Origin of the sequence: Eggerthella hominis (genome assembly GCF_014287365.1) — a bacterium.
Lineage (GTDB): Bacteria > Actinomycetota > Coriobacteriia > Coriobacteriales > Eggerthellaceae > Eggerthella > Eggerthella guodeyinii.
The window spans coordinates 92874-117000 of record NZ_JACOOA010000003.1 but is presented as its reverse complement, the minus strand read 5'-3'; the positions used below and the strand labels follow the sequence as shown (position 1 = coordinate 117000).

At 66.6% G+C, this 24127-nt stretch carries 18 protein-coding genes; 5 read left to right on the top strand and 13 right to left on the bottom strand.

Annotation, left to right across the window (positions count from 1 at the left end; all coding sequences use genetic code 11):
* The first annotated feature begins 20 nt into the window (after window positions 1-20).
* Window positions 21-1934 carry a flavocytochrome c gene (locus H8S61_RS08065; RefSeq protein WP_186938616.1) on the top strand — a complete coding sequence of 638 codons (1914 nt, stop codon included), beginning with the start codon at window positions 21-23 and terminating at the stop codon, window positions 1932-1934.
* A gap of 69 nt (window positions 1935-2003) precedes the next feature.
* Here the strand turns inward: H8S61_RS08065 and H8S61_RS08060 are convergent, their stop codons facing one another.
* The 3 genes from H8S61_RS08060 to H8S61_RS08050 all read right to left on the bottom strand — a co-directional run bounded on the left by H8S61_RS08060 (window position 2004) and on the right by H8S61_RS08050 (window position 6401).
* Window positions 2004-3536 (bottom strand): helix-turn-helix transcriptional regulator, encoded by a 1533-nt coding sequence (locus H8S61_RS08060; protein ID WP_255466531.1) that lies wholly within the window; start codon window positions 3534-3536, stop codon window positions 2004-2006.
* Window positions 3537-3595: 59 nt separating this feature from the next.
* Entirely contained in the window at window positions 3596-5431 is a 1836-nt protein-coding gene (locus H8S61_RS08055) for an ABC-F family ATP-binding cassette domain-containing protein (RefSeq protein WP_186938614.1), read from the bottom strand.
* Window positions 5432-5531: 100 nt separating this feature from the next.
* Window positions 5532-6401, bottom strand: a complete 870-nt coding sequence (locus H8S61_RS08050) for a hypothetical protein (protein ID WP_186938613.1) — start codon at window positions 6399-6401, stop codon at window positions 5532-5534.
* A gap of 233 nt (window positions 6402-6634) precedes the next feature.
* Between H8S61_RS08050 and H8S61_RS08045 the strand changes: the two genes are divergently transcribed.
* A complete protein-coding gene (locus tag H8S61_RS08045) occupies window positions 6635-8458 on the top strand; it encodes an FAD-dependent oxidoreductase (RefSeq protein ID WP_186938612.1) in 1824 nt (607 codons plus the stop codon).
* 70 nt (window positions 8459-8528) lie between these two features.
* Here the strand turns inward: H8S61_RS08045 and H8S61_RS08040 are convergent, their stop codons facing one another.
* On the bottom strand, window positions 8529-9464 hold the full coding sequence (locus H8S61_RS08040) for a LysR family transcriptional regulator (protein WP_160941379.1): 936 nt from the start codon (window positions 9462-9464) through the stop codon (window positions 8529-8531).
* A 152-nt stretch (window positions 9465-9616) separates the two neighbouring features.
* Between H8S61_RS08040 and H8S61_RS08035 the strand changes: the two genes are divergently transcribed.
* On the top strand, window positions 9617-11617 hold the full coding sequence (locus H8S61_RS08035) for a cation:proton antiporter (protein ID WP_160941380.1): 2001 nt from the start codon (window positions 9617-9619) through the stop codon (window positions 11615-11617).
* Between the two features lie 14 nt (window positions 11618-11631).
* Here H8S61_RS08035 and H8S61_RS08030 read toward each other — a convergent pair whose 3' ends face one another.
* Genes H8S61_RS08030 through H8S61_RS08010 form a run of 5 tightly spaced genes read right to left on the bottom strand, consistent with a single transcriptional unit; the run spans window position 11632 to window position 15968 of the window.
* On the bottom strand, window positions 11632-12747 hold the full coding sequence (locus tag H8S61_RS08030) for a DUF1648 domain-containing protein (protein WP_186938611.1): 1116 nt from the start codon (window positions 12745-12747) through the stop codon (window positions 11632-11634).
* Window positions 12747-13244, bottom strand: a complete 498-nt coding sequence (locus H8S61_RS08025) for a GntR family transcriptional regulator (protein WP_160941382.1) — start codon at window positions 13242-13244, stop codon at window positions 12747-12749. Before H8S61_RS08025 ends, H8S61_RS08030 begins: the two co-directional genes overlap by 1 nt.
* A 16-nt stretch (window positions 13245-13260) precedes the next feature.
* Window positions 13261-13599, bottom strand: coding sequence for a DUF1648 domain-containing protein (locus tag H8S61_RS08020; RefSeq protein WP_160941383.1), 339 nt, complete (start codon window positions 13597-13599; stop codon window positions 13261-13263).
* Window positions 13600-13631: 32 nt separating this feature from the next.
* Window positions 13632-15221: a hypothetical protein gene (locus tag H8S61_RS08015; protein WP_186938610.1), complete on the bottom strand. Its 1590-nt coding sequence runs from the start codon at window positions 15219-15221 to the stop codon at window positions 13632-13634.
* A 9-nt stretch (window positions 15222-15230) separates the two neighbouring features.
* Window positions 15231-15968 carry an ABC transporter ATP-binding protein gene (locus tag H8S61_RS08010; RefSeq protein WP_154332856.1) on the bottom strand — a complete coding sequence of 246 codons (738 nt, stop codon included), beginning with the start codon at window positions 15966-15968 and terminating at the stop codon, window positions 15231-15233.
* Window positions 15969-16111: 143 nt separating this feature from the next.
* Between H8S61_RS08010 and H8S61_RS08005 the strand changes: the two genes are divergently transcribed.
* Window positions 16112-17107, top strand: coding sequence for a CPBP family intramembrane glutamic endopeptidase (locus tag H8S61_RS08005; protein WP_186938609.1), 996 nt, complete (start codon window positions 16112-16114; stop codon window positions 17105-17107).
* Here H8S61_RS08005 and H8S61_RS08000 read toward each other — a convergent pair.
* The 3 genes from H8S61_RS08000 to H8S61_RS07990 form a co-directional block, all read right to left on the bottom strand.
* Complete coding sequence (locus H8S61_RS08000; protein ID WP_186938608.1) at window positions 17097-18359, bottom strand: MFS transporter; 1263 nt, start codon at window positions 18357-18359, stop codon at window positions 17097-17099. The two genes, H8S61_RS08005 and H8S61_RS08000, sit on opposite strands and share 11 nt — an antisense overlap.
* Before the next feature lie 239 nt (window positions 18360-18598).
* On the bottom strand, window positions 18599-20848 hold the full coding sequence (locus H8S61_RS07995; protein WP_186938607.1) for a molybdopterin-containing oxidoreductase family protein: 2250 nt from the start codon (window positions 20846-20848) through the stop codon (window positions 18599-18601).
* A 1-nt stretch (window position 20849) separates the two neighbouring features.
* Window positions 20850-21518, bottom strand: a complete 669-nt coding sequence (locus H8S61_RS07990) for a 4Fe-4S dicluster domain-containing protein (RefSeq protein WP_186938606.1) — start codon at window positions 21516-21518, stop codon at window positions 20850-20852.
* 264 nt (window positions 21519-21782) lie between these two features.
* Between H8S61_RS07990 and H8S61_RS07985 the strand changes: the two genes are divergently transcribed.
* Window positions 21783-22499: a Crp/Fnr family transcriptional regulator gene (locus H8S61_RS07985; protein WP_160941388.1), complete on the top strand. Its 717-nt coding sequence runs from the start codon at window positions 21783-21785 to the stop codon at window positions 22497-22499.
* Window positions 22500-22533: 34 nt separating this feature from the next.
* On the opposite strand, the gene H8S61_RS07980 is transcribed toward H8S61_RS07985, so the two are convergent.
* Complete coding sequence (locus tag H8S61_RS07980) at window positions 22534-23886, bottom strand: DHA2 family efflux MFS transporter permease subunit (RefSeq protein ID WP_244977583.1); 1353 nt, start codon at window positions 23884-23886, stop codon at window positions 22534-22536.
* Window positions 23887-24127: the final 241 nt, after the last annotated feature.

The window sequence follows — 24127 nt, the reverse complement described above, 5'->3', positions numbered from 1 at the left end:
GGGCGAAGGAGGGGTTGTACATGAAGGATTCACGGTACCATGACCTGATCGAAGAGACCGCGAAACGAGGGGCCGCAAGCGGTGCGGCGCTGTTTCAGGGAGGCGGCATCAATCGACGCACGTTCTTGCAGGGGGCGGCGTTCCTCGGCGCTTGCGGCGGCGTGATGGGATTCGGCCTTGCAGGGTGCACGCCGGCGAACACGGGCGGCGCGGCTGCGCAAGGATGGAAGGCGGGCACGTACACCGCCAACGTCACCGGGCACAACGCCCCCTTCACCATCGATGTGACGTTTTCGGAGAACGCCATCACCGCCATCGACACCAGCACGAGCCAGGAATCGCTCGGCGTCGGCGCGTCGGCGCTCGAAAACCTGTCAAACGAGATCATGGAGTACCAAACGCTCAATGTGGACTCCGTCACCGGCGCCACCCTGTCCAGCATGTGCCTCCAGCAGGGCGTGAAGGATTGCGCTGAGCAAGCGGATGCGGCGAAAGCCCTTGCGCAGGCCCCCGGCCCGGACGACAGCATCGAACCGTCCTACGACGCCGACGTATGCGTCATCGGCGGAGGCGGTGCGGGTCTGACGGCCGCCATCTCCGCCGTGCAAGCCGGAGCCAAGGTGGTCGTGGTCGAAAAATGCGGCATCACGGGCGGATCCACGAACGTCTCGGAAGGCGCGCTCAACGCGGTCGATCCGGAACGCCAGCAGAAGCAGGGCATCGAAGACTCCGTCGAACTGTTCTACGAGACCACCTACGAAGGGGGACACGAGCAGGGCACGCCCGAGCTCATCCATTATCTGACCGACAACGCGCTCGACTCGGTACACTGGCTGGAATCGCTCGGCGTGGAGTTCAAGAGCGAGACGGGATCGGCCACCGGCTCGCTCGGCGAGCGCAGCCACTACCCCGCCACACCGTCGGGGAACACCTACATCCGCGCTTTCGAAACGTTCATCGCGGACCACGCCGACCAGCTCATCGTGCTGCACGAGACCCAGGCGAAAGAGCTCGTCCTCGAGAACGGCGCCGTTGCCGGCCTGAAAGCCGTGCATCGCGGCAACCAGGACGTCACCGTGAACGCGAAATCGATCGTCGTGGCTACCGGCGGGTTCGGTGCCAACGTCGAGTACCGCCAACTCGTCAACGACGGCGTGTGGGCCGACGTGAAGCTCGACGACACCATCGGTTGCACGAACATCAAGCCGTGCGCGCAGGGAGAGGGCCTCAAGCTTGCCGAGGGAGCCGGCGCGGAACTCGTCGGGCTGTCGGACATCCAGCTGCACCCGTGCGGCACGCCCGGCACCGGCCTCATGGAAGACATCCGCACCTCAGGGCGCAACCGCATCTTCGTCAACAAGAGCGGGGAGCGGTTCGTCAACGAAGGGGCCGAGCGCGACACGCTGTGCAAGGCCATCTTCGCGCAGCCCGAATCGACGTACTGGATCGTCGTCAACAAGGTGCGCTACCCTTCGGAAACCGAGCCTGACGCGAATGGTGCAACCATCGAGAACATGCTGGCGCTCGGTCATATCGTGAAAGGCGAAACCGTCGAAGACCTGGCGGAGCAGACGCAGATGGACGCCGCAAAGCTACAAGCTTCCATCGACGTGTACAACCAGGTCGTTGCGGGCGAAACCGAAGACCCGTTCGGTTTCAAAGCAAACAATACCGCCGACCAGCAGCTGACCGAAGGGCCGTGGTACGCGTGCCGCAAGGTTCCCACGGTTCATCACACCATGGGCGGCATCCGCATCAACGTCGACACGCAGGCCATGAACGCGGACGGCCAGATCATTCCCGGCCTCTACGCATGCGGCGAATGCACCGGCGGCATTCACGGCAGCAACCGGTTGGGCGGCAACGCCATTGCCGACTGCATCACGTTCGGGCGCCAAGCAGGCACGCAGGCAGCGCAGCACGCGACAAGCTAAGCGCATCCCTGCGCTCCCTTACGCCCCGGTCGCACGCCCCCCGCGAGCGACCGGGGCGATCTTTCGCCGTCACGCGTCTCGCGACTCGGCGACCCTATCGAGCAGCTCTTGCTTCGAATGCACGCCGACTTTGCGGTACACCGTCCTCGTGTAATTCCGGATGGTGTTCTCCGAGTAGCTGAGCGCTTGGGCAATGAAGGTGCGGCTTCGACCCTGAGCGATCAGCGACACGATCGCCCTCTCGGTATCGTTCAAGCCGTACCGCCCTGCGAACGCTGCGACCGGATCGACGACCCGAGCCTCGACAGCCTTGACCGACGCCTCGCCTCGCATCTCTCCCAGCTCGAACCCGATAGGATAGTCTCCCATGAAACGGGGCCTCATGATGAGCGTCGCTTCGACCAGCACCACGATCGCCATCGCGATGAGCAGCCACAAGCTGTGATCGAGCGTCGGCCCGACCGCGTACACGACAACGCGCCCAACGGCCATGCACAGCAGCGATCCTCCGTACACCACCGCGTACACCAGCGTCGTCTGGCAATGAACATGGCGGCCAATGAGGCAGATGAAGAACACGAGGGGAATATAGAAGCACGTCACCGCATTGGTCAGAAGGAACGTGCTGGCTTCTTCAGACCCGCTCGACCCGCTCATCAGAAAGCATATGCTGCCCATCATGAGCGCATTCTGGAACAGCCAGTATCCGGATAGCTTGAACGAACGGCCCCGCACCAGCACGAGCCACACGACGAACACGATCAGCAGCACCACGAGCACCTGGTGAATCGAGCGCACCGTTTGCGACAACTCTCGCTGACGCCCGTCGGGGTATCCAAGCGCCATGCCCAACAGCAGCGCGTAGAGAAAGAACGCGATCAGCGCGTGCACGGCGCCCGAGCGAAACGGTCCCGATTCGTAGAGCGTGTCGGTTCCCGGCGCCTTCCCCATGCCGTCGTCCCGGCCGACCTGCGTCGTCCCGGCGCGCTCGTCAAGCCGCGTCATCGCCTGCCAGTAAGCGAACACCGACAGCGCAGGGACGAACAGGTTGATCATGCCCGAAACAACGGGATCCAAATACCCCATCACAAGCGAGAGCACGCACGACAGGGCCAACCCGCCCGCAGCATAGAAGAACAGCTCGCCAGGACGCAGCCGCTCGAGAAAGAATATCCAGATGATCTCGCCGCCAACCAAGCCTATTCCCCCGACGACGACGCGCAGCGCCTCAAGGTCGGTTGTGCCGAAAAAGAGGTCGAGCAGGTAGAGCAAGCTCGAAGCCGTCATCAGCACGAAGCCGGACCATACGAACACGCCGCGCGTTGCCCGCGTGAAACCGGCCTTGTACACGAGCAGGACGAGCAGCGCGATCACCACGACGCGGGCGATGTTCGCGCCCACCGTCACCATGCCGACGTCGGCTGAAAAATGCAGGTTGTAGAAGTTGAACTGGTACCAAAGGCGGTAGAAGCCTATGCCGAAAAAAGCGAGGATCAAACCGGGCAAGAACGTCGATCTGAACGCCGCGAAAGAACCGGTATGAAGATACCGGTCGACCATCTGCACGCGCTCGCCGCTTCCGCTTTCCTCCCCTTGCTCCATGGCGGAATTGTACCATAGCCGATTTCGCGCGCAGCAGACGCGATCGAACCCGAACGCAGCTACTCTCCCAGTTTTTCGGCGGCTTCCATCCATTCTTCCTCGAGGGCGTCGATCTGCTGCTGAAGGTCGCCGATCTGGGCTTGGAAGTCGCCGAGGGCGGCGAAGTCGGTGGGATCGGCGGCGGCCATCTGCGCGCGGACGTCCTCGATCTTGCCGTTGAGGGTTTCCACCTTGCGCTCGTTGGACTGCATGAGCTTGCGGAGGGTTCGCTGCTCGCCGCCGGAGAGGCGGGAGCTTTCGGGCGAGGAAGAGCCTTCTATCCCGGAGGCGTCCGAGTCGGCGGTGCGCGCGGGGCGTTGACGTGCGGAATTGCCGGCCGCCATGGAAGAGGGGGAAGCGTCGGCCAGGGCCAAATACTCCTCCACGCCACCCGGAAGGTGGCGCAGCTTGCCGTCGATCAGGGCGAACTGGTGGTCGGTGACGCGCTCCATGAGGTAGCGGTCGTGGGTGACCAGCAGCAACGTGCCCGGCCAGGCGTCCAGCAGATCCTCAACCACGGCCAGCATGTCGGTGTCCAGATCGTTGCCGGGCTCGTCGAGGATGAGCACGTTCGGCTCGTCCAGCAGGATGAGCATGAGGGCCAGGCGGCGCTTCTGCCCGCCCGACAGGTCACGCACCGGCTCGTTGAGGTCGGCGCGCTTGAATCCCAGCTTCTCCAGCAGCTGCGCGGGCGTCATCTCCTTGCCGTCGAGCATCGTGCGGCGGCTGTAGCGGCCGATGACCTGGCGCACGCGGTCGTCGCCCAGCTCGGACAGGTCGTCCAGATGCTGCGACAGCACGGCGAAGCGCACGGTCTTGCCGATTTTCACCTCGCCCGCATTCAGCTGCTGCAAGCCCTGGATCACGCGCAGCAACGTGGTCTTGCCCGTGCCGTTCTCGCCGACGATGCCGTAGCGGTCGCCCGGGCCGATGATCCAGTCCACGTCGTCGAGGATGGTCTTCTCGCCGAAGCGCACGGTCGCGTGCTCGAGATCCACCACCTGCTTGCCGAGGCGCGCCATGGCCATGCGCTTGAGCTCCAGCTCGTCGCGCAGGGGCGGCACGTCGGCGATGAGCTCCTGGGCGGCGGCCACGTGGAACTTCGGCTTCGTCGCGCGCGCCCGCGCACCGCGCGAGAGCCAGGCCAGCTCGCGGCGCAGCTCGTTCTGGCGCTTCTGCTCGGCCAGCGCCGTGAGGCGATCGCGCTCCACGCGCTGCATGATGTAGGCCGAGAAGCCGCCCTCGAACGGCTCCACGCGCTGGTCGTGCACCTCCCACATGCGCAGGCACACCTCGTCGAGGAACCAGCGATCGTGCGTGACCACGAGCAGCGCGCCCGCGCCCTTCTTCCAGCGGGTTTTCAGATGGTTCGCCAGCCAGGTGATGGCGCGCACGTCCAGGTGATTCGTGGGCTCGTCGAGCGCCAGCACGTCCCAATCGCCGATGAGCAGCCGCACGAGGTCGACCCGGCGGCGCTGTCCGCCCGACAGCGTCCCCACCTGCGCGTCCCAGGGGATGTCGCCGGCCAGCCCGGCGATGATGTCGCGGATGCGCGCGTCGCTGGCCCACACGTATTCGGGAAGGTCGCCCACCACGGCCTGCTCCACGGTCGCGTCGGGATCGAGCGTGTCGGCCTGTCCCAGCACGCCCACGCGCACGGCGCCGTTCTTCAGCACGCGGCCCTCGTCGGGTTCGAGCGTGCCCGCCAGCAGGTTCAGCAGCGTCGACTTGCCGTCGCCGTTGCGCCCGACGATGCCCACGCGGTCGCCCTCGTCCACGCCCAGCGACACCTCGGAGAACACCTCTTTCGTGGGGAACTCGACCCGCACCTTCTCGCATCCAAGCAGAAACGCCATGAAGCCATCCTTCTTCGCATAGTCCCAGAAGGCCGATTATAGCGCATGGTGCCGAAGCGGGCCCCTGCTCCACGAGAAGGCCGCGCCCGCCGCCGGGCCGCTAGGCCGGAAGCGCCGCGTTTCGCGACGCGCGCCGCCCCTCGGACTGCTCCCGCATAAGGGCGCTCCAGCAGTTCGGCCACGCGACGTCGGGTATCTCGTCGTACGCCAGGCGCTGCATCGTGAACAGCGGCGCGCCCGTCGCCTCGCCGGCAATCTGCGCGCGCACCTCGTCCTCGAAGTCCTCGGCCAGCGCGAGGCGGTACGACGTCGAAGTCATGCCGCCGCTCTTGAACGTCCCGTCCACGGTAAGCGCCGTCTGCTCGAAGCGCCGCGCAGCCGCCGCGGCTTGCTGCGCCACGTCCCCCTCGAGCGCCTCGTCGGGCACCCGCGCCAGCAGGTCGAGCTGCACCGGGCCCGGCTCCAGGTCGTCGAAGACGAGGCAGCGGAACACCGTCATGGTGCTGGCGGGAAAGTACGGTTGGCCGAAAGCCGTCTGCTCCGCCGACGACGCGCCGTCGAACGGCATATCCGCGTCCACGAATCCCACGTCAGGAACGTCTCCCCACGCGAAGTACAGCTCCCACGGGTCGCCGCCTTCGCAGGTGAGGTTCGCGCGGAAGCGCGCGATGCCGTCCTCGACGCCCACGAACGCGATGCCCGTCTCGTCGTTCGGCACCGCAAACGGCTCGCCGCTCGCGTACGTCAGCGAATCGCCGTGCTCCCACGCGTCGTCCAGCAGCAGGTGGAAATCGTAGTTCGAAGGATCGGGCGCCCAGTTCGCCACCTGGTCCTCGGGATCGACGGACGGCCCCGAGAGCGCGCATCCCGCCATCAGCCCGGCGCAGCACGCCGCGCCGACGCACAAACCGACGAGCGCGCTCGCCCATCGCATCCACATCCGCGTTCGCGTTCGTTCCAACGTCCCCATGACCCCTCCTTCAACGCCGCGAGCTCCTCCTCGTTCGCCCCATGATACCAAACGACCGCGACCGATCGGGGCTTCGGAGCGCAGGAGGAAAAACGGCGGCGCGCGCCGTTTTTCGATCAGAGGGCGCACAACTTCGGCCGCAAGGGAGGAGTTCCCTGCGTTTCACCTGGTAAACCCCACCGTACTATAGAGCCATCCCCAGGGAGGGGGCATCGCTCGAACAAGGAGGATCCATGGACAAAACGCACGCATCCAACCAGCACGACCAGCACCAGCACCACCTCAGCAGGCGCGGCTTCTTCAAGGCGGCCGCCACGGCAACCGTCGCCACGGCGGCGGGCGGGGCGCTCGCCGCGTGCTCGCCGACGGCGCCCGCCGCAGACGGCAACGCAAGCGACAAGGCGAAAGCCGCGTTCGAGGCGGCCGCGGCCCCCATCGAGCCCGTCGAGGCGCCCGCATCGTGGGACGTCGAGGCCGACGTCATCGTGGTGGGGTCGGGCGGCGGCGGCATGACCGGCTCGGTGCGCCTCGCCGACGCGGGCATGAGCGTCATCATGCTGGAGAAGAACGAGAAGACGGGCGGCACCACGTCGTACGGCGGCATGTTCGTGAACCTCGGCGGCCACCGCATGGCGAACGAGGTCGAATGGGCCTATCCCACCTACCCGTACGACCCGAACGCCGTGGTCACCTACATCAACGACCTGCAGCAGATGACCGTCGATCCCGAGCTGCTGTACGCCATGGCCGTTGAGGGGCCGCAGTGCATCGACTGGATGGCCGACGCGATGGACGTGCCCTGGGCCCCGTCGAGCAAGGGGCCGTCGGGCATGAAGAGCCTGTACTGGGACGGTCAGATCACCGCGAAGAACTCCATCGAGATCAACCACTACCCCTTCGAGATCATGACCGAAACGGCCAAAGCCCACGGCGTGGACATCCGCACGAGCACCGAAGCCCTCGCGCTCGTGATGGACGGCGGCACCGTGGTGGGCATCAAGGCGAAGACGCCCGACGGCGAGAAGTTCTTCCACGGCAAGAAAGCCGCGCTGCTCACCGCCGGCGGCTTCGAGATGAACCGCGCGATGCTGGCCAAGTACACGCCCACCTGCCTGCGCGGCATCGTCAACGTGGCCACGCCACCCTACAACGACGGCGCGTGCATCCGCATGGGCCTCGGCGCAGGCGCCGACCTGTCGGGCTACGACTCGGTGGCCTGCTTCGACGGCAGCGTGGAGTGGGAGCCCTACGACGAGTTCGCGACCGCCATGAACGCGCACGTCAACAAGGACGGCAACCAGGCGGTGCGCCAGCCGTGGCTGCTCATCAACCGCACGGGGCAGCGCGTGCCGTTCCTCAGCACGGCCGGCTCGTCCTACCCGTTCCTCAACACCGATCCCAACACCCTGGTCACGGCGCTCACCGACCAAGGCGCCGTGGAGATGAGCCAACCGGGCGGGCGCACGTACGTGTGCTTCGACTCGAAGTTCGAGCAGCTCGTCGGCGACAACTTCTTCAAGCAGTCCGTGTGCCGCGTGGGCAAGGTCATCCCCGACGACGACCCGCTCGTCGACCGCGTGCCCGAGTGGCAGCGCGACTGGCGCAACGCGTTCCAGATCATGGTGGATGCAGGCGCCGTCAAGGAATGCGACACCATCGAAGAGCTGGAACAGGAGCTCGGGTTGCGCGAGGGCGTGCTCGTGAAAGCCGTCGAAGATTGGAACAAGGCATGCGAGGCGGGCGAGGACAGCGTTCCCACGTACAAGTACGATCCCGAGTGGCTCATCCCCATCGGCGACCCGCCGTATTACGGCGCGAAGATCGGCGGCAACCTGTTCGCCACGAAGTGCGGCCTGCGCATCAACCCGCAGATGCAGGTCATCGACGTGGAAGGCGCCGTCATCGAGGGGCTGTACGCCGGATGGCACACCGCCGGCGGATCGAACGGCGAGAACAACATCGCCGGCAAGCCGTTCAACGGCCTGTTCGGCGACGTGGGGCTCTCGTTCGTGGGCGGCTACATGGCCGCAGGCGCCATCATCGACGCCCAGGCCTAGCGCCCGCCGCCCGCTCGCAAGCCGCGCCGCCGCCCCCTCCCCGGCGGCGCGGCCCTTTGCCGCACGCGCCTCAGCCGACGCCTTCCGCGGCGAGCGCGCGAAGCCCGTCCAAGAATTCGCGGCCGCAGGAATCGAGGCGCTGTTCGTCGTACAGCACGTGCAGGTCGCACGGGATGGCGAAGTCCTCCACCGAGAATATCCTGATGTCCGGGCTCGTCCGCAAACCGGAGCGCGACCCGGCCAGCGCGATGCCGAACGTCTCCCCCACCCCCGAGAGGTACAGATCGAGGTAGTTACCGCAGGGCTGGTTGTCGGGCTCTATGCGCACGCCCGCGGCGGAGAAGTAGTCCGCGACCGTTCCGCCCGCGTCCATCAAGTTGCTGGAGTTCCCCAGCAACAGCGTGTACCCGTCCAAATCGCTCGCCGCGATGCGCTCCTTCTCGAACAGGGGGCACGATCGGTTCATCCAGAAGCAGCATTCGCCCGTGGCCAGGAAGAACGAGGCTATGCGCTCGCCCACGTCGATCGGGCCGGGAGCGCGGTCGCAGAGCGGCCTGACGTGCGCGAATATCGAAACGTCGACCTTGCCGCCGGCCACCGACTCCACGTTCGCGTACGTTCCCGATGCGAACAGGATCTCGACGTGCTGGTCGGGACGCTCCTGCCGAAACGCGGCGAGCGCGCGCAGCAGCACCTCCTCGAACGGCGGATAGTCCAGCGTGCCCACCACGAGCGACGACGAGGCGGCCGAGAACGCGCGGCACTCCTCGACGCTCTCGTCCGTGAGCTTCACGATGGCGCGCGCCTTCTTCAAGAACAACTTGCCCGTGGGCGAAAGCTCGAGCGCGCCCTGGCGCTTCACCGTAAGCGGCGCCCCCACCTCGTCCTCGAGCGCGTGGATGTGAGCGCGCAACGCCGGCTGCGACACGAACAGCTCGGAAGCAGCCTGCGCGTAGTTGAGCGAACGCGAGAACACCACGTATTCATGCAAGTATGCGGTCTCCAATGGTATTCCTCCCCTCTACCACCGACCTCTCCCGTCCACTATACACGAATCGAGGGTTCGCCGTCTCGAATGCCGACGACCTACCTGCTGTCAACGAATCGTTACGTTACAATAGGGGGAAGCCCCCGACCAATTTCCGAAGGAGGCATTGCGTGGAGCTCCTTGAACTCTCTCTGCTGATGCTGGCCGCCGTGCTACTCTCGTCCGTTATCGACCAGCTGGTTCCCAAAGCGTCGTCGCCGCTCATCCAAATCGGTTTGGGCCTGATCATCGCCTTGGTGATGGGCACCCAGATCAACATCGACTTCGACCCGAACCTGTTTCTGGTGCTGTTCATCGCCCCGCTTCTGTACGACGAAGCCAAGCACCTCGACAAGAAGGCACTCTGGGAGAACAGGCGCCCCGTGCTGTCGCTGGCCGTCGGGCTGGTCATCGCGTCGGCGCTCATCGTCGGTTTCGCCGTCAACTGGCTGATCCCGTCCATCTCGCTGGCCGCCGCGTTCGCCCTGGGCGCCGCGCTCGGCCCCACCGACGCCGTGTCGGTGGCCTCGCTGTCCAAGCAGGTGAAGATTCCCGCGCGCTCCCGCAACATCCTGGAAAGCGAATCCATCATCAACGACGCCTCGGGCATCGTGTCGTTCCAGTTCGCCATCGCCGCCGCGGTGACCAGCACGTTCTCGCTCGTCGGCGCAACCGCCAACTTCTTCTTCGCCTTCGTGGGCGGCATGCTCGTGGGCGTGGGGCTGGGCTATCTGGGCAATTTCATCGTGCGCCGCGTGCGTTCGTGGGGGCTCGAGAACTCCACGTTCCACGTGCTGTTCGAGGTGTTCGTGCCGTTCATCGTCTACCTGGTGGCCAACGGGCTGGGCACGAGCGGCATCATCGCCGTCGTTGCCGCAGGCCTGCTCAACGTCGTGTCGCCGCGCACCATCGGGCCCGCCGTCTCGCGCATGAACATCGTATCGACCAGCGTGTGGCGCGTGCTGTCGTTCGCCCTCAACGGCATCGTGTTCGTGCTCCTCGGCACGCAGCTGCCCCGCGCCATGCAGCGCACCTGGGCCAACGTCACCATCGACAACGGCGTGCTCATCGGCTACATCCTGGGCATCACGCTGCTGATGCTGGCCGTCAGGTTCTTGTGGGTGCTGATCATGGACCGGCTCCACCGGCAACGCTCCGGGCGCATGACGATGGACGAGCTCCGCTCCACCGCCATCATGACGCTCGCCGGCCCGAAGGGCACCATCACGCTGGCCGTCGTGTTCACCATTCCGTTCACCATACCCCAGCGCGAGCTGCTGCTGTTCCTTGCGTGCGGCGTCATCGTGGTCACCATGCTGCTGGCGACGTTCGCGGTGCCGCTGATCGCCCCGAAGAAGGAGTCCGTCGAGGAGGGCCGCTTCGACGAGGAGCAGGCCAACATCGAGATACTCCGGTCGGTCATCGAAGAGCTGGCCGCCCGCCAGACCAGCGAGAATCGCGCCGCCACGCAAACGGTCATCCACGCCTACAACGAGCGCATCGCCCGCTTGAAGAACGAGACGAAGCTGCCCGACGACCCCATCATGCCGCTGCGCCTGCGCGCGAACCGATGGGAGCGCGATTTCGTGCTCGACCTGCTGGAACGCGAGGAAGTGGACCAGCTGGTGGGCTACCGTCACGTCAAGCGCCTCTCGCGCACCGAGAACCTGCTGAAGCACCACGCCGATCGCGTGTCGTTCCAGATCGCCTACCTGCGCGTGCGCACGCTGGTGCACGCGGGCTGGCACCGCCTGGTCGAGGCGCTGCCCGGCGACGACCTCGCCGAGCGCGCGCAAGCCGAACGCGACCTTCGCCTGCGCAGCAACGGGCACGTCATCGAGAAGCTGCAGGCCGAGCTCGCCTCGCCCACGTCGGACGAGTCCACCGAGAACGTGAGCGCGCTGCTGCTGGAGTACCAGCGCCTCGTGCAGACCACGCGCGCCGCGAACCCCTCCATCACCGCGCTCACCACCACCGCGGACAAGGCCGTGGAACTCCAGCTCCAGGGCTTGCGGCTGGAACTGGAGGCCATCCAGTCGCGCTACGAGGACGGGCTGCTGCCCCGCGCCTCGTACAAGCGGCTGCGCGAGAACGTGGCGCTCATGCAGATCGACCTGGAGGACAACGTGTAGCGCGCACGGCGCCCCTAGAACAGCACCATCACCGCCACGACGAACGCAACCGTTATCGCGAGGCCGCCGACGACGATGGCCCACACGGCGGGGCGCGCCCAGTTGAGCGTCCAGCCCACGCCGAAGCGTTCGGGCAAAAACAGGCTGGCGTCGTCGGGGTTGAAGTAGAACACGCCGAACTTCCAGTACCGGTCGTCGTCCACCAGCAACCGGTCGGACGTCTGCATGCGCTTGAACACGCGCGAGCCGGCCTGCCCGTACACGAGGCTCACCGCCATGCCGCCGACGCACAGCACGATCGCGGCGATCATGACGAAGATGGCCGCCTGCCCCAGGTTGATCAGGTTCATGAACGACAGCGGCATGGCGATCATCGCGATGGCGATCACCACGCCGCCCACCACGAGGTAGATGCTCTGCGCGCGGGCGAACAGGCCGTACGCCAGCGCCGACGTGGCCGGCGCACCGGGTTCGGCCCACTTCTTCGAGCGCGCGATGGTCCAGTGGGAGAACGCGAAGCACAGGCCCATGAACGCCTGGATGAGCACGGGCATCCACAGGACGAGCGGGGTCTTGTCGGCGTAGCGGTTCACCGTGCCGTCGAAGTCCATGTGCATGGGGATCTGGTCGGGCATGTGCGCGTAGCCGATCGCGCCCACCGCGAACGTGACCGCCATGATGGGCAGGTACAGCAGGTTCCACTTCACCGAGATGGCGTGCGGCACGGGCTGCTCGCCCACCACCGCGACGGACTCCTGCACGTCGGCCTCCCAGCCGCGCTCGTTCTTGTACGCGGTCATCTTCGCCCGGTACGCCAGCATGAGCCCGTAGCCGCCCGCGGTCAGCGCGAGCGATCCGACGATCAGCACCACCATCACGCCACTCACGTTGCCCGCGGCCGCGCAGGCGAACCCGACGAGGGTGAACGCGACCGTGGCCGCGCCGACGATGACGGCGTACCGGCGCTTGAGCCCTTTGACGTACGGGTCGTTCTGCTCGGCCGTGGGAACGGTGACCGTGAACACCTCGCCGCGGCGCATGAGGTACGGGGTGACGGCCATGAACGCGCCGACGATGGGCACGAGCAGCGCCGTGACCAGCATGATAACCGTCGGGTCGAACCCTTCCACTACCACGCACCTCCCCCGAGCGCCGGCTCGCACGACACGGCGCTCTCGCCGTCCGCGTCGCGCGCATCGTCCGCCGCACGCGCATCCGGCGCGTCGGACCGCTCGCCCGCCCCGTAGGCGCGCGCGGCCTGGCGCTGCGCGCACTCCAGGAACTCGCCCCACGAGCCGCCGCGCGCGCGATGCGCCAGCGCCAGCTCGAACAGGCCGTCCTCCATCTTCGCCAGCTCGATCTGGGCGCGATCGGCGCGATCGTCCTCGCACGGGTCGGCGATGTAGGCACCCGAGCGGCCGCGCATGAGCACGTACCCCTCGTCGCGCAGCACGGCGTACGCCTTGTTCACCGTGTGCAGGTTGATGCCCAAGTCGCTGGCCAGGGCGCGCACGGACGGCAGCGCCGCGCCGGGCTCCAGCTCGCCCGTGGCGATGGCCGCGATGATCTGACCGCGCAGTTGCAGGTACAGCGGCTCTTCCGACTTCTGATCTATGCGGATGATCATGCAGACCCTCCTTCGTTTAGAACACGAACACGTTCACGACGAGGTCGATGATGCCCACCGCCACGCCGATGCCGGCCAGCAGCAGCCCCGTCTTCTCGCGCGACAAGCCCAGCCATACCGAGCCGAACAACCCGAGCCCCGTCGACAGCAGCACGGGAAACCATTTTGGCGACCAGCCGTTGACCTCGCCCGTCACGCCGAAGTGCGTCACCACCTGGTCGGGCAGCAAGAACCACTGCAGCACCGCCAACACCAGCGTCGTCGCGCCAAGCGCCACGGCCACCGCCAACCCCGCACGGCCCTCCAGCACCTTGCCGCCGTTGCGCCGCGTCGTTTTCTCGCCGTAGCCATCCATGATACATCCTTTCCTTCGTCAGCCGATCTTCCTCATGCAGAAAGCCCGCGCTTCGCCGTGGCGCGGTACAGCGCCAGCGAGCCCGCGCCCGCGAGCAGCGCCAACAGAATCGAGCCCGCCGAGCCGAGGAGCGTCGCCGCCGCCATGCCGACCACGAAGAACCCCATGCCGGCGAACACCACCACGAACACGGGCATACCGCGCTTGACCGGCTCGTACACCGTGGTCCAGTCGTAGCGCGGGCGGCGCGCGTCAAGCGCGAGGCCCCCAAACGTCGCCAGCATGCATGCCGAGAGCGGCACGATGAACAAGGCTGCGATCGACAGCGCATCGAGCGGGAGCGATACTGCCACGAGCACGGCCGATACCGCGAGGAACGGCACGCCGATGATGAGGTTGATAGCCGCCTTCGCACCCAGCACCGTAGCGGCGGGCACCGGCGCGGTCAGCATGAGCCAGCGCGCCGAGCCTTCGAGCGAAACCGACGCGGCCGTGGTGGACGAGATGCTGCAGAAGAACGCGAGGCCCCAGGGCAGCACGGTGCCCATGAGCGGAGCGAGCTCCGGCGGCAGCGCATCGAGCGACACCATGCCCGTCGCCGTGCCCACCGCGACGGCGACGGCCGCCACGAACACGAGCACGTAGCCGATGCATGCGTTCATCAGGTAGATGGGCGTGGCCACCAACAGCCGGGCCTCCTTGACCACGAGCGCGCGCAGCGGCGTGCTGGCCTTCGCGCCGACGGCGCCCTTGCCGTCGAAGGAGAAGGTCCCGCGCGGACGCGACGACATGAGCAGCGTGTTCACCGGCACGAACAGGCGCACGATGAGCGCGAGCACCACGCCCGCCGCCACGAGGTTCACCGCGGCGAACGCCAGGAACTGCACGAGGTCGCCGTCGACGATGCCCGCCGCAGCCCACACGGCCGGCGGGAAGGCAGATGCCAGCTGGGTCGTCAGCGCCGTGCCGAGCGCCGTCATGGCCTCCAGGTCGTCGGCCTGGCCGGACAGCGCGAACGAGCCGAACACGGCCGCCAGCGTGGCCGCCAGGGTGAGCACGATCACCACGATGTTCGCGTGCTTGAAGCGCGCCGACACCGCCGCGATGAGCACGGCCAGCACGATGGCCGCCGCCAGCGGCAGCAGCGGCGCCAGCACCACGGACAGCGCCATGCATGCGACGCCCACCGCGGTCACGCCCGCGTTCGCCGCGTACACGGCGAACGCCGGCACCATCGCCAACAGGCCGAACAGGAGGCTCATGGCGTACAGCGACGCAATGCGCGACAGCACCACCGACGAGACGGACACCGGCAGCGACATCACGAGGTCGTAGTCCTTGAAACCGAACAGCACGCCGTTCGTCTTGAGGAACGCCGCCACGGCTCCGGCCACGGCGCCCACGAGCACCGCGACGAGCGGGATGGCCTCGGGCAGGCCGATCTGGACGAGCGCCTGCGCCACGCCCGACGAGTACACGCCGGCGAACAGCACCACGGCCGCCACGGCCAGCGCCGCGATGGCCAGCGTGCGCTTCGCCTTCGCCGGGTCGGCGTGCAGCGTCTTGTTGATGCCGAACAGGCCCAGCAACTGGATTTTCAGCAGAAGCACGAAGGATTTCATAGCCGTCCCCTACCCTTGCGCATTCCGGTCGATCATGTCGAGGAACACGTCCTCCAGGCTCTCGTCGCCGACGACTTCGGCCGTCGGACCGTAGGCGCGCAGCGAGCCCTGCTTGATGATGGCCACCTTGTTGCACAGCTTCTCCACCACTTCCAGCACATGGCTCGAGAAGAACACGGCCGACCCGCGATCGGCCAGCTCGCGCAGCATCTCCTTCACATGGAAGGACGCCTCGGGATCGAGGCCGACGAACGGCTCGTCCAGCACGAGCAGCGTCGGCTCGTGCACGAGCGCGCCGATGAGCACGAGCTTCTGGCGCATGCCGTGGGAATACGAGGACACGAGATCGCCCAGCGCCGAGGTGAGGCTCAGCCGGTCCGCATGCTCCTTGATGCGGCGTTCCCGCACGTCGACAGGCACTTCGAAGATATCCGAGATGTAGTTGAGGTACTGAATGCCCGTGAGGAACTCGTAGATGTCGGGGTTGTCGGGCACGTAGGCCGTCACGCGCTTGCACGCGAGCGCGTCGCTCTTCACCGACTGGCCCGCGATGCGGATGTCGCCCTCGTCGAAGCCCGTCACGCCCACGATGGCGCGGATGAGCGTGGTTTTGCCAGCGCCGTTGTGGCCGACGAACCCGAATATATCCCCCGGCATGGCCTCGAGCGTCACGTTGTCCACGGCACGCTTCGCGCCGAACGTCTTCACCACATCCTTCACTGCCAAAACCGGAACCGCTGCGTTCATACTTGATCCTTTCGCCGCTATTTGTTATATTTATGCTATAACAGATGGAACAAAGATGCAAGGGGCGTTCCGGAAAGCGCGCCTTCCCACATCGAGATGTTTCACGTGAAACATTTGTTCGCTCAGAAAGCGAGGAGGACGCTATGAAGCGCATCGTGATTTTCCTGGCCGTCACGTTCGGGTTGACGTGGGCGTACGAGTTCGGGGTGGTCTATCCCGTCTCGGCGGGGGCCCTGACGAGCATACCGCCGGTCGCCGCGCAATTCGTCACCGGAGCGGCCATGTTCTTCCCCGCCCTGGGCGTGCTCGTCACGCGCCTCGTCACGCGCGAGGGTTTCAAGAACAGCCTGATCAAGCCGAAGAGGTTCGGGAAGTCCGCGCCCTGGTTCGCCGTGGCCTGGTTCGGGCCCGCAGTGCTCACCGTGATCGGCGCCGCCGCGTACTACCTCCTGTTCCCGCAGGATTTCGACCCTGCCATGTCTACCATGACGGCCACGGTGCAGCAGGCCAACGCCACCAGCGGTGCCGAGCTGCCAGGCGACGCCGTCATGATGATGCTGCTCGCCCAGCTGCCCTTCGCCATCTTCTTGGGACCCGCGCTCAACATCTTCACGACGTTCGGCGAGGAGTGGGGATGGCGCGGCTACCTGGTGCCGAAGATGGCCACGCATATGCGCATCGTGCCGACGCTGCTGGTCACCGGCGTGATCTGGGGCCTGTGGCACGCGCCGCTCACCATCATCGGGCACAACTACGGCGTGGGGTACCCGGGTTGGCCGTTCGCCGGCATCGCCGCCATGTGCGTGTTCTGCATCGTGCTGGGCATCTTCTTCACCTACGTCACCGTGCGCACGGGAAGCTGCCTCGCCGCGGCCGTGGGGCACGGCGCCGTGAACGCGTTCGTCAGCGCGGGCATCATGTTCTCGGTCACGGGCGGCAACCCGTTCGTGGGCCCCATGCCCGTGGGCATCGTCGGGGGCAGTGCCTTCATCGTGGCAGCCGCTTTCATGCTATGGGACCTGCACCGTCGCGAGAAAGCCGGCACGCTCGACATGCCGCAGGCGGGCCTGCCCGACGACGTCACGAAAGCCGACCTCGCCCGCACGGCCGCCGCAAACCCGCCCGCTCCTACTGCTTGATCACCGGACAGGCGACGGCGCTCACGGCGGCCAGCGCCGCGCACAGGTAGAGGGCGGGCAGTGCCGAGGCCGATGCGTCGATGAGCGCCCCCAGCGCGAAACCCGTCAGCAGGCTGCCGATGTTGGCGACCGCTGTGATGAAGCCCGTCGATTGCGCGGCGATCGACGGGCGCACCAGCTCGCTGGGCAGCGTCCAGAACGTGCCGCAGCACAGCGACACCGACGCGTAGGCGATCACCAGCACGGCGGTGACCAGGCCATGCGGCACGAACGGCACCGCCACGAGCGCCACCACCGACACGGCGTTGCCCACGAGCAGCACGGGCCAGCGCCTCCCGCCGAACACACGGTCGGACAGGATGCCGCCCAGAGGCGACGCGATGAGCGTGATGACGAACGTGGCCGACGTGATACTTGCCACGGCATCGCCCGAGAACCCCAGGTTGCCGGTGAGCAGCGGGGGCAGCAGCGTGGCGAACCCGTAGGTCAGCCACCCGTTCACGAACCCCACGACGATGGCGGCCCAGAACCGCGGCTGCTTGCGCGCCTGCGCCATGGTGTCGGGGCGAGCGGCAGGCGTTTCCTCAGGTGCGGTCGCCTCGTCCGGCGGCAGCAGGTCGGCCACCGCATCGGTGCCGGGGTACACCGCGCCCAGATCGCGCACCGTCGTCGCATACACGATGGCGATGATCGCGCCCGGCGCGACCACCAGCACGGCAGCCGCGAACTGCCACGACATCCCCGTGCTCAACAGCGGCGGCGCGAAGAACGACGCCAGCGCGAAGCCGAAGCCCAGCACGCCCATGAGCAGGCCTTCCGCTAGCCCGCGCTGCCGCACGGGGAACCACAGCGTGGTTGACGACACCACCGAGCTGGCGATGCAGCCGCCGGCGACGCCCTGGAGGAAGCGCAGCGCCATCATGCCCTCGTAGCTGGCGCCCACCACCGTGGGGAACAGCGCCGCCAGCAGCACGTTCACCACGATGCCGCCCACCACGGTGCGCCGCGCGCCGAACAGCGCCTGCAGCTTGCCGCCCGCCGCGCTGGCCAGCGCGTAGCCCGCCAGCGTCACCGTGGTCAGCAGCGCCAGATCGGCCGTGGCCAGGTGCCACTGGTCCTGCACGGTGGACGAGAACGCGTTCACCACCTGCACGGTGAGGAAGAACTGGCCGTACGCCAGCATGTTGGCAACGAGAATCCACCACCGGTACGCGGGCGGCTTGCTCAGACGGGAACGGGCGGATGCGATCATGGGAGACCCTTTCGGCGGGAACGCGGCATACTGCGCCCCAGTGTAGGCCCGCTCCCGCCGCGCCCGCCGACCCGTCACCCCCAAGAAAACGAACTGGAACCTAGAACCCCTTGCTCCGCATCGCGCGGGATAACAAGAACAGATGTTTCACGTGAAACATCCGCCCGCGCTTGGCGCGGGCGGCGCGTAGCACAGAAGGGGCGCCCCGAAACGGAGCGCCCCTCCCCACGCTCACCGCGCTACACGGTGAGCTTGCCCTTCCCCGTGCGCTCGACCTCGCACAAGCCGGATCGGAAGGGAGGGAATCCGGTGATGGGGTCGAAGTCGCGCGTGGTCAGCAGGTTGATGTCGGCCTGGTGCCAGCCGTGGAAGACGTCGACGACGCCGGGCAGCACGATGTTCGTGACCTCGGCCTTCATCGTCACCTCGCCGAACTGGTTGAACACGCGCACCTGCGCGCCGTCCGTGATGCCGCGCGCCTCGGCGTCATCCGGATGCAGGCGCACCACCGGCTCGGGCATGAACTGGTTGAGCCACGGCAGATCGCGCAGCTTCGAGTGCGTGTAGTACGGCACGCGCGAGCCGCTGTTCAGCACCAGCGAGTAGTCCTTCGCCTCGTCGGGCGTGCTCACCGGGCTGTGCACCGGCTCCTCGTACACCGGCAGCCCCTCGAAGCCGTACTGCTTCAGCACCTCGGACACCAGCTCGACCTTGCCCGTGGGCGTGTTGAACCCGGGCTGGCCGTCCTTGCGCAGGCCGCCCGTTTCGTACTTCTTCACATCCTTCGTGCCGCCCGGCACCTCGAAGCCCTCGGGATGCTCGCGCAGCAGCTCCAGCGAGATGTCGATGCCCGCGCCCTGGTACATGTCGTCGAGCGCCGCCTCCACGCTGCCGCCGTAGCACTCCTCCTCGAAGCCCAGCGCGCAGCCGATTTCCAGGATGATCTGCCAGTCCTCGCGGCACTGGCCCGCCGGCTCCACCACCGGGTCGCGATGGAATATCTTCCGTCCGAAGATGGCGGGCGGGGCCATGCGCTCGTAGCACATGGCGGCCGGCAGCAGCATGTCCACCAGGTCGTGCGTCCAGGGGCGCATGTAGTAGTCGATGGCCACGGTGAATTCCATGTCCTTGATGGCCTTCTGGTACTCCGGCGTCTGCGGCCACATCATGGAGTTCACGCCCAGCAGCACGCCGGCGCGGATCTTGCCGTCGGCCACCAGCTCGGGCAGGTGCGCGGTCTGGATCATCTTGAAGTAGTGCGCCCACACGGGGAAGTCGTCCTTGTCCAGGCGCTTGTCCTGCAAGCCCTGCTCGTCGTACATGCCCTCCAGGCGGAACGCCGCGGTGGACGCCGAGTAGTCGAACGGCAACCCCGGGCCCATGGCCAGGCCGCCCGCCACGTCCAGGCTGCCCATCAACGCGATGATGGAGTACACCGCGCGCTGGAAGTTGCCCACGTTGGTGGCGTGGCATGCGCCGGCCGAGCTGGATACCAGCGTCGCGGGCGCGTTCTCGCAGATCAGATGCACCGCTTCCTCAAGCTTGGCGGCAGGCACCCAGGTGATCTCCTCCACGCGCTCGGGCGTAAACTCCTGCACGTAGGCGGACAGCTCGTCGAAGCCGTGCGTCCACGTCTCCACGAATTCCTTGTCGTAGAGGTCGTCGCGCAGCATGACGTGGATGAACCCGAGCGCCAGCGCGCCGTCGGTGCCGGGGCGCAGCTGCAGGTGGACGTCGGCCATGCCGGTCACCGTGGGCGTGATACGCGGATCGACGATGACGAACTTGCAGCCGCGCTCCTTCTGCTTCATCATGTCGCCGAAGCGGTACGGCTGCGACCAGGCCGGATTGAGCGACCACACCAGGCAGCTGGCCGTGGCGTCGGTGGGGTCGGAGCCCATGGTCAGCTGTCCGGTCACCAGCTGCGAACACATCCACGTGGCCGCCGCGCAGGTGGAGCTTTCGGAGCCGTACGTCGGCGAGCCGAACAGCGTGGCAAGGCGCTGCATGGCGCCGCGCGGCTCCTTCGGATCGCCGCAGTAGAACAGCACCGCCTCGGGACCGCTTTCGTCTTTGATGCGGTTGAACTCGCTCGCGATGCGGGCGTACGCGTCGTCCCACGAGATGGGCTCCCACTCGGGCGCGCCCGTGCCCTTCGGGTTCGTGCGCGCCATGGGGTACGTGATGCGATGCGGGTCGTACAGCTCCTGCAAGCTGGAAACGCCCTTCGCGCAGATGGGAGACGCAGGATACTGGTCGCGCGCCTCCACGCGCACCACCTTGCCGTCCTTCACCGAGGCGGCGATGCCGCACTTCGGCACGTGGTTGCACATGTCGCAGTACGTGTACTTCACCTCGACGGGCGCCTCTTCGGCGATGGCCCCTTCGGGATGCACGATCTCGTAGGCTCCCCCGGCCAGCGCGGCGCCCGCGACCGCCGCCGAGCCCTTGAGGAACGTACGACGGGAAACGTTGGTGAACTCGCTCATGTTAGGCCCCTTCCTTCCCCTGCTTGGAATTCGCCGACGCCAGCGCGTTGGAAGGCAGCACGTCGAGCGGCATGCCGTCGACCGGACGGTAGTAGAACGATGTCTCGTCCACGCGCAGCACCGCCTCGTCGCCGGCGATGAACTTCGACACCGGGCTCTCGGGGTCGTCCAGGTCGCCGAAGTAACGCGCCCGACCCGGGCAGTTCACCACGCAGGCCGGCTGCTTGCCCTCGGCCAGCCGAGCCTCGCAGAAGATGCACTTCTCGGCCACCAGCTCGCGCTGCACGCCGTACGATTCGTACGGCGCGGGCACGTCGGCGCCGAACATGTTCTCGCTCTTGCGGTTGAGCTTGCGCGCACCGTACGGGCACGCGGCCAGGCACAACCCGCACGCGATGCACTGGTCGTACTCGATGACGGTGATGCCGTCGTCGCGCCGCACGCTCGCCCCCGTGGGGCACGCGTCCACGCACTTCGGCTGCTCGCACTGCACGCACGCATGCGGCACGTACGCGCGGCCGCTCTCACCCACCTGCGTGCCCCACTCGTACACGTCGAGGTTGTTCCACGACACGCCCGGCCGCTGGTTGTTCTGCATTTGGCACGCCACCACGCACGCGCCGCATCCTGCGCATCGCCGCAGGTCGATCGCCATTCCGTACCTCGTCATCCCCTCGTCCTTTCTCCCTGGTGCGCGGCCGTTTCGGCTCGCGCTTCTCCTAGGGCGAACTCTACTCGGGACGAACGACCCCTTCTAGACGCACCCGCAACAACCGATTTCCGTATTTCACCTCGCTTCGATGCTGGCGGCGGCATCGACGTTTCCTGGTGCAGACCAGGTTTCATGCCGCGACGAGCGGCGGCGTTGGCGGCTTGCTGTCACAAGTGCTAGTATTGTCCTGGGTTTTTCGCCGAGCCACAGGAAGAGGGGACCATGGCAACCGAGCAGGAATACCGATCCATCCTCATACCGAACCAGCCGTTCCGCCGATTGAAGATCGCCGAGTACATATCCCAGGGGAAGAAGAAAAAACTCTTCAAGGGCGAGTACATCCGGACGAGCGCCAAGACCATCGACGACCTGTATTACTACTACATCGACGAAGGCCAGATCATCGCCACGTTCGAGCAGGAATCGGGCGAGGTGGCGCCGCTGTACTGGCGCAACGCCGGCAACGCCTTCTCGGCGGAGTACAACGATTACGCGTCCATCGGCCGCTACAAGGCGCGCTTCATCGCGGCGCAGAACACCGTGCTGTTCGCCTTCACGCAGCGCCAGCTCTACGAGCTGAGCCAGGACGACCCCGAGCTGTTCTACGAGTTCATCAACGTATGCCACATGTCGTTCGCCCAGATGGGGCACCGTATCAGCAACACAGGCTACCAGTCGTCCACGAAGCGCATGATCATGTGGCTGCAGAAGCTGTGCGCCACGCAGGAATGCGACGAGCGCGGCGTGTACGATATCGAGTGCAAGCTGACGCTGCAACAGCTGTCCGAGCTGCTGTCCATCCACATCACCACGTGCACGAAACTGGTGGCCGCGCTGGAAAACGAGGGCGTCTTGGAGCGCACGCGCACCCGCATCCGCGTCTACGACGCCGACCGCCTCGCCCAATACGGCCTCGAGGACAACCCGCTGGCGTACTAGATAGACACCGAATGCGCTCGTGCACGTTTCGCAGCTAGCGCACTTTCGCCGCGATGTAGCCCAGCGTGGCAACCGCCATCACGGCGGAGAAGCCGAAGGCCAGCTGGTAGGCCAGCGCCGGATTCGCCACCCCCACCGCGGACGCGCCCACCACGGCGACAAGGAACACCATCACCGACGTGCCGAGCGACGCGCACGCCTGACGAGCCGAGATGCAGAACGACGAGCCGTCCGCCACGATGGGCCGCGGCAGCTGCGCGAGGCTCCACGACGTGAGCGGCCCCACGAGCCCCGACACGCCCACGGCGCGCACGGCCTGGCACAACGTGGTCACGTACAGCGGCGTGTCCGCGTTGAGGAACGACATGAGCACGGCGCCCGTCGCCAGAAACGCGCCCGACACGAGCGCGACCGGGCGCGCGCCCACCTTGTCGGTGAGCACGCCCGCCAACGGGTTCAGCACGAGCGCGGTCACGGTGCCGGGCAACAGCACCATCCCGGCCTCGAGCGCGGTGCCGCCGCACAGGCCTTCCACGTACAGCGGCACGATCAGCGTCACGCCCATGAACGAAGCGTTCAGCAAATTCTGAGCGATGAAGCCTGCGCGGAATTGCGGCGACGCGAAAATATCCATGCTGATCAGCGGATCGTCCACGCGCTTCTGCCGCCTCACGAACAGCACGAGGAACAGCGCGCCCAGCACGAGCGGCACCCAGATGAACGGGCTCTCGAACGAGAAGCTGCTCGCGTTCGAGAACGCCAGCAACAGGCCGCCGAATCCCAGCGTGGACTGCGTGAGCGACACCACGTCGAGCCGCGCGCCCTTGTCGGGAGCCGCCGAGGGCCTGATGGCGATCGCGGCCGCCACGCCCAGCACCAGCATGATGGCCACGAGCAGCACGAAGAAGCTGCGCCACCCCAGCGAGAAGCTCATCGCGCCGCCGATGGTGGGGCCGATGTTCGGCGCGAAGCCCATGGCGATGCCGGCGATGCCCATCGCCGTCGCCTGCCGGCCGCGCGGGAAGCGCGTCATAGCGATGGTCTGCATGAGGGGCATGAGCATGCCCGTGGAAACGGCCTGACACACGCGGCCGCCCAGCAGCACGCCGAAGTTGGGCGCGAGCAGATCGGCCACCGCCCCTACGAGGAAGAACGCGAGCGCGATGAACACGTGCTGCCGCACCGAGAAGCGCCGCGAGAGAAACGTGGCCACCGGAACGGTGATGCCCAGCACGAGCATGTAGACGGTGGTCAGCCATTGCCCCAGTTCAACCGTCAGGTTGAACTCCATCATGATGTCGCCCAGCATGGCGTTGACCGCGGTTTGCGAAAGGTTGCCCGACGCCGACGCCAGCACGACGATGGCGAACAGCGCGTACACGCTCATTCGCTCGCTCTTCACTCGTTTCATGCTTGCACGTCGCCTACCCTCCGTTTCAACCAGCGCATTCCAGTATATCCCAAGCGCCCTGTCCGGAAAATGCAAACGCGGCCTACGGAGCGCGGACGGCAGCGCTCACGCTCGACAGATCAGCGCAAACCGTCCGAAACCACCTTCGAACTTGTCACAGTCCCCCCTTTGGAGCCGCACCGGCACGGCCGACCCTTCGATTCCGGTATACTGGAAT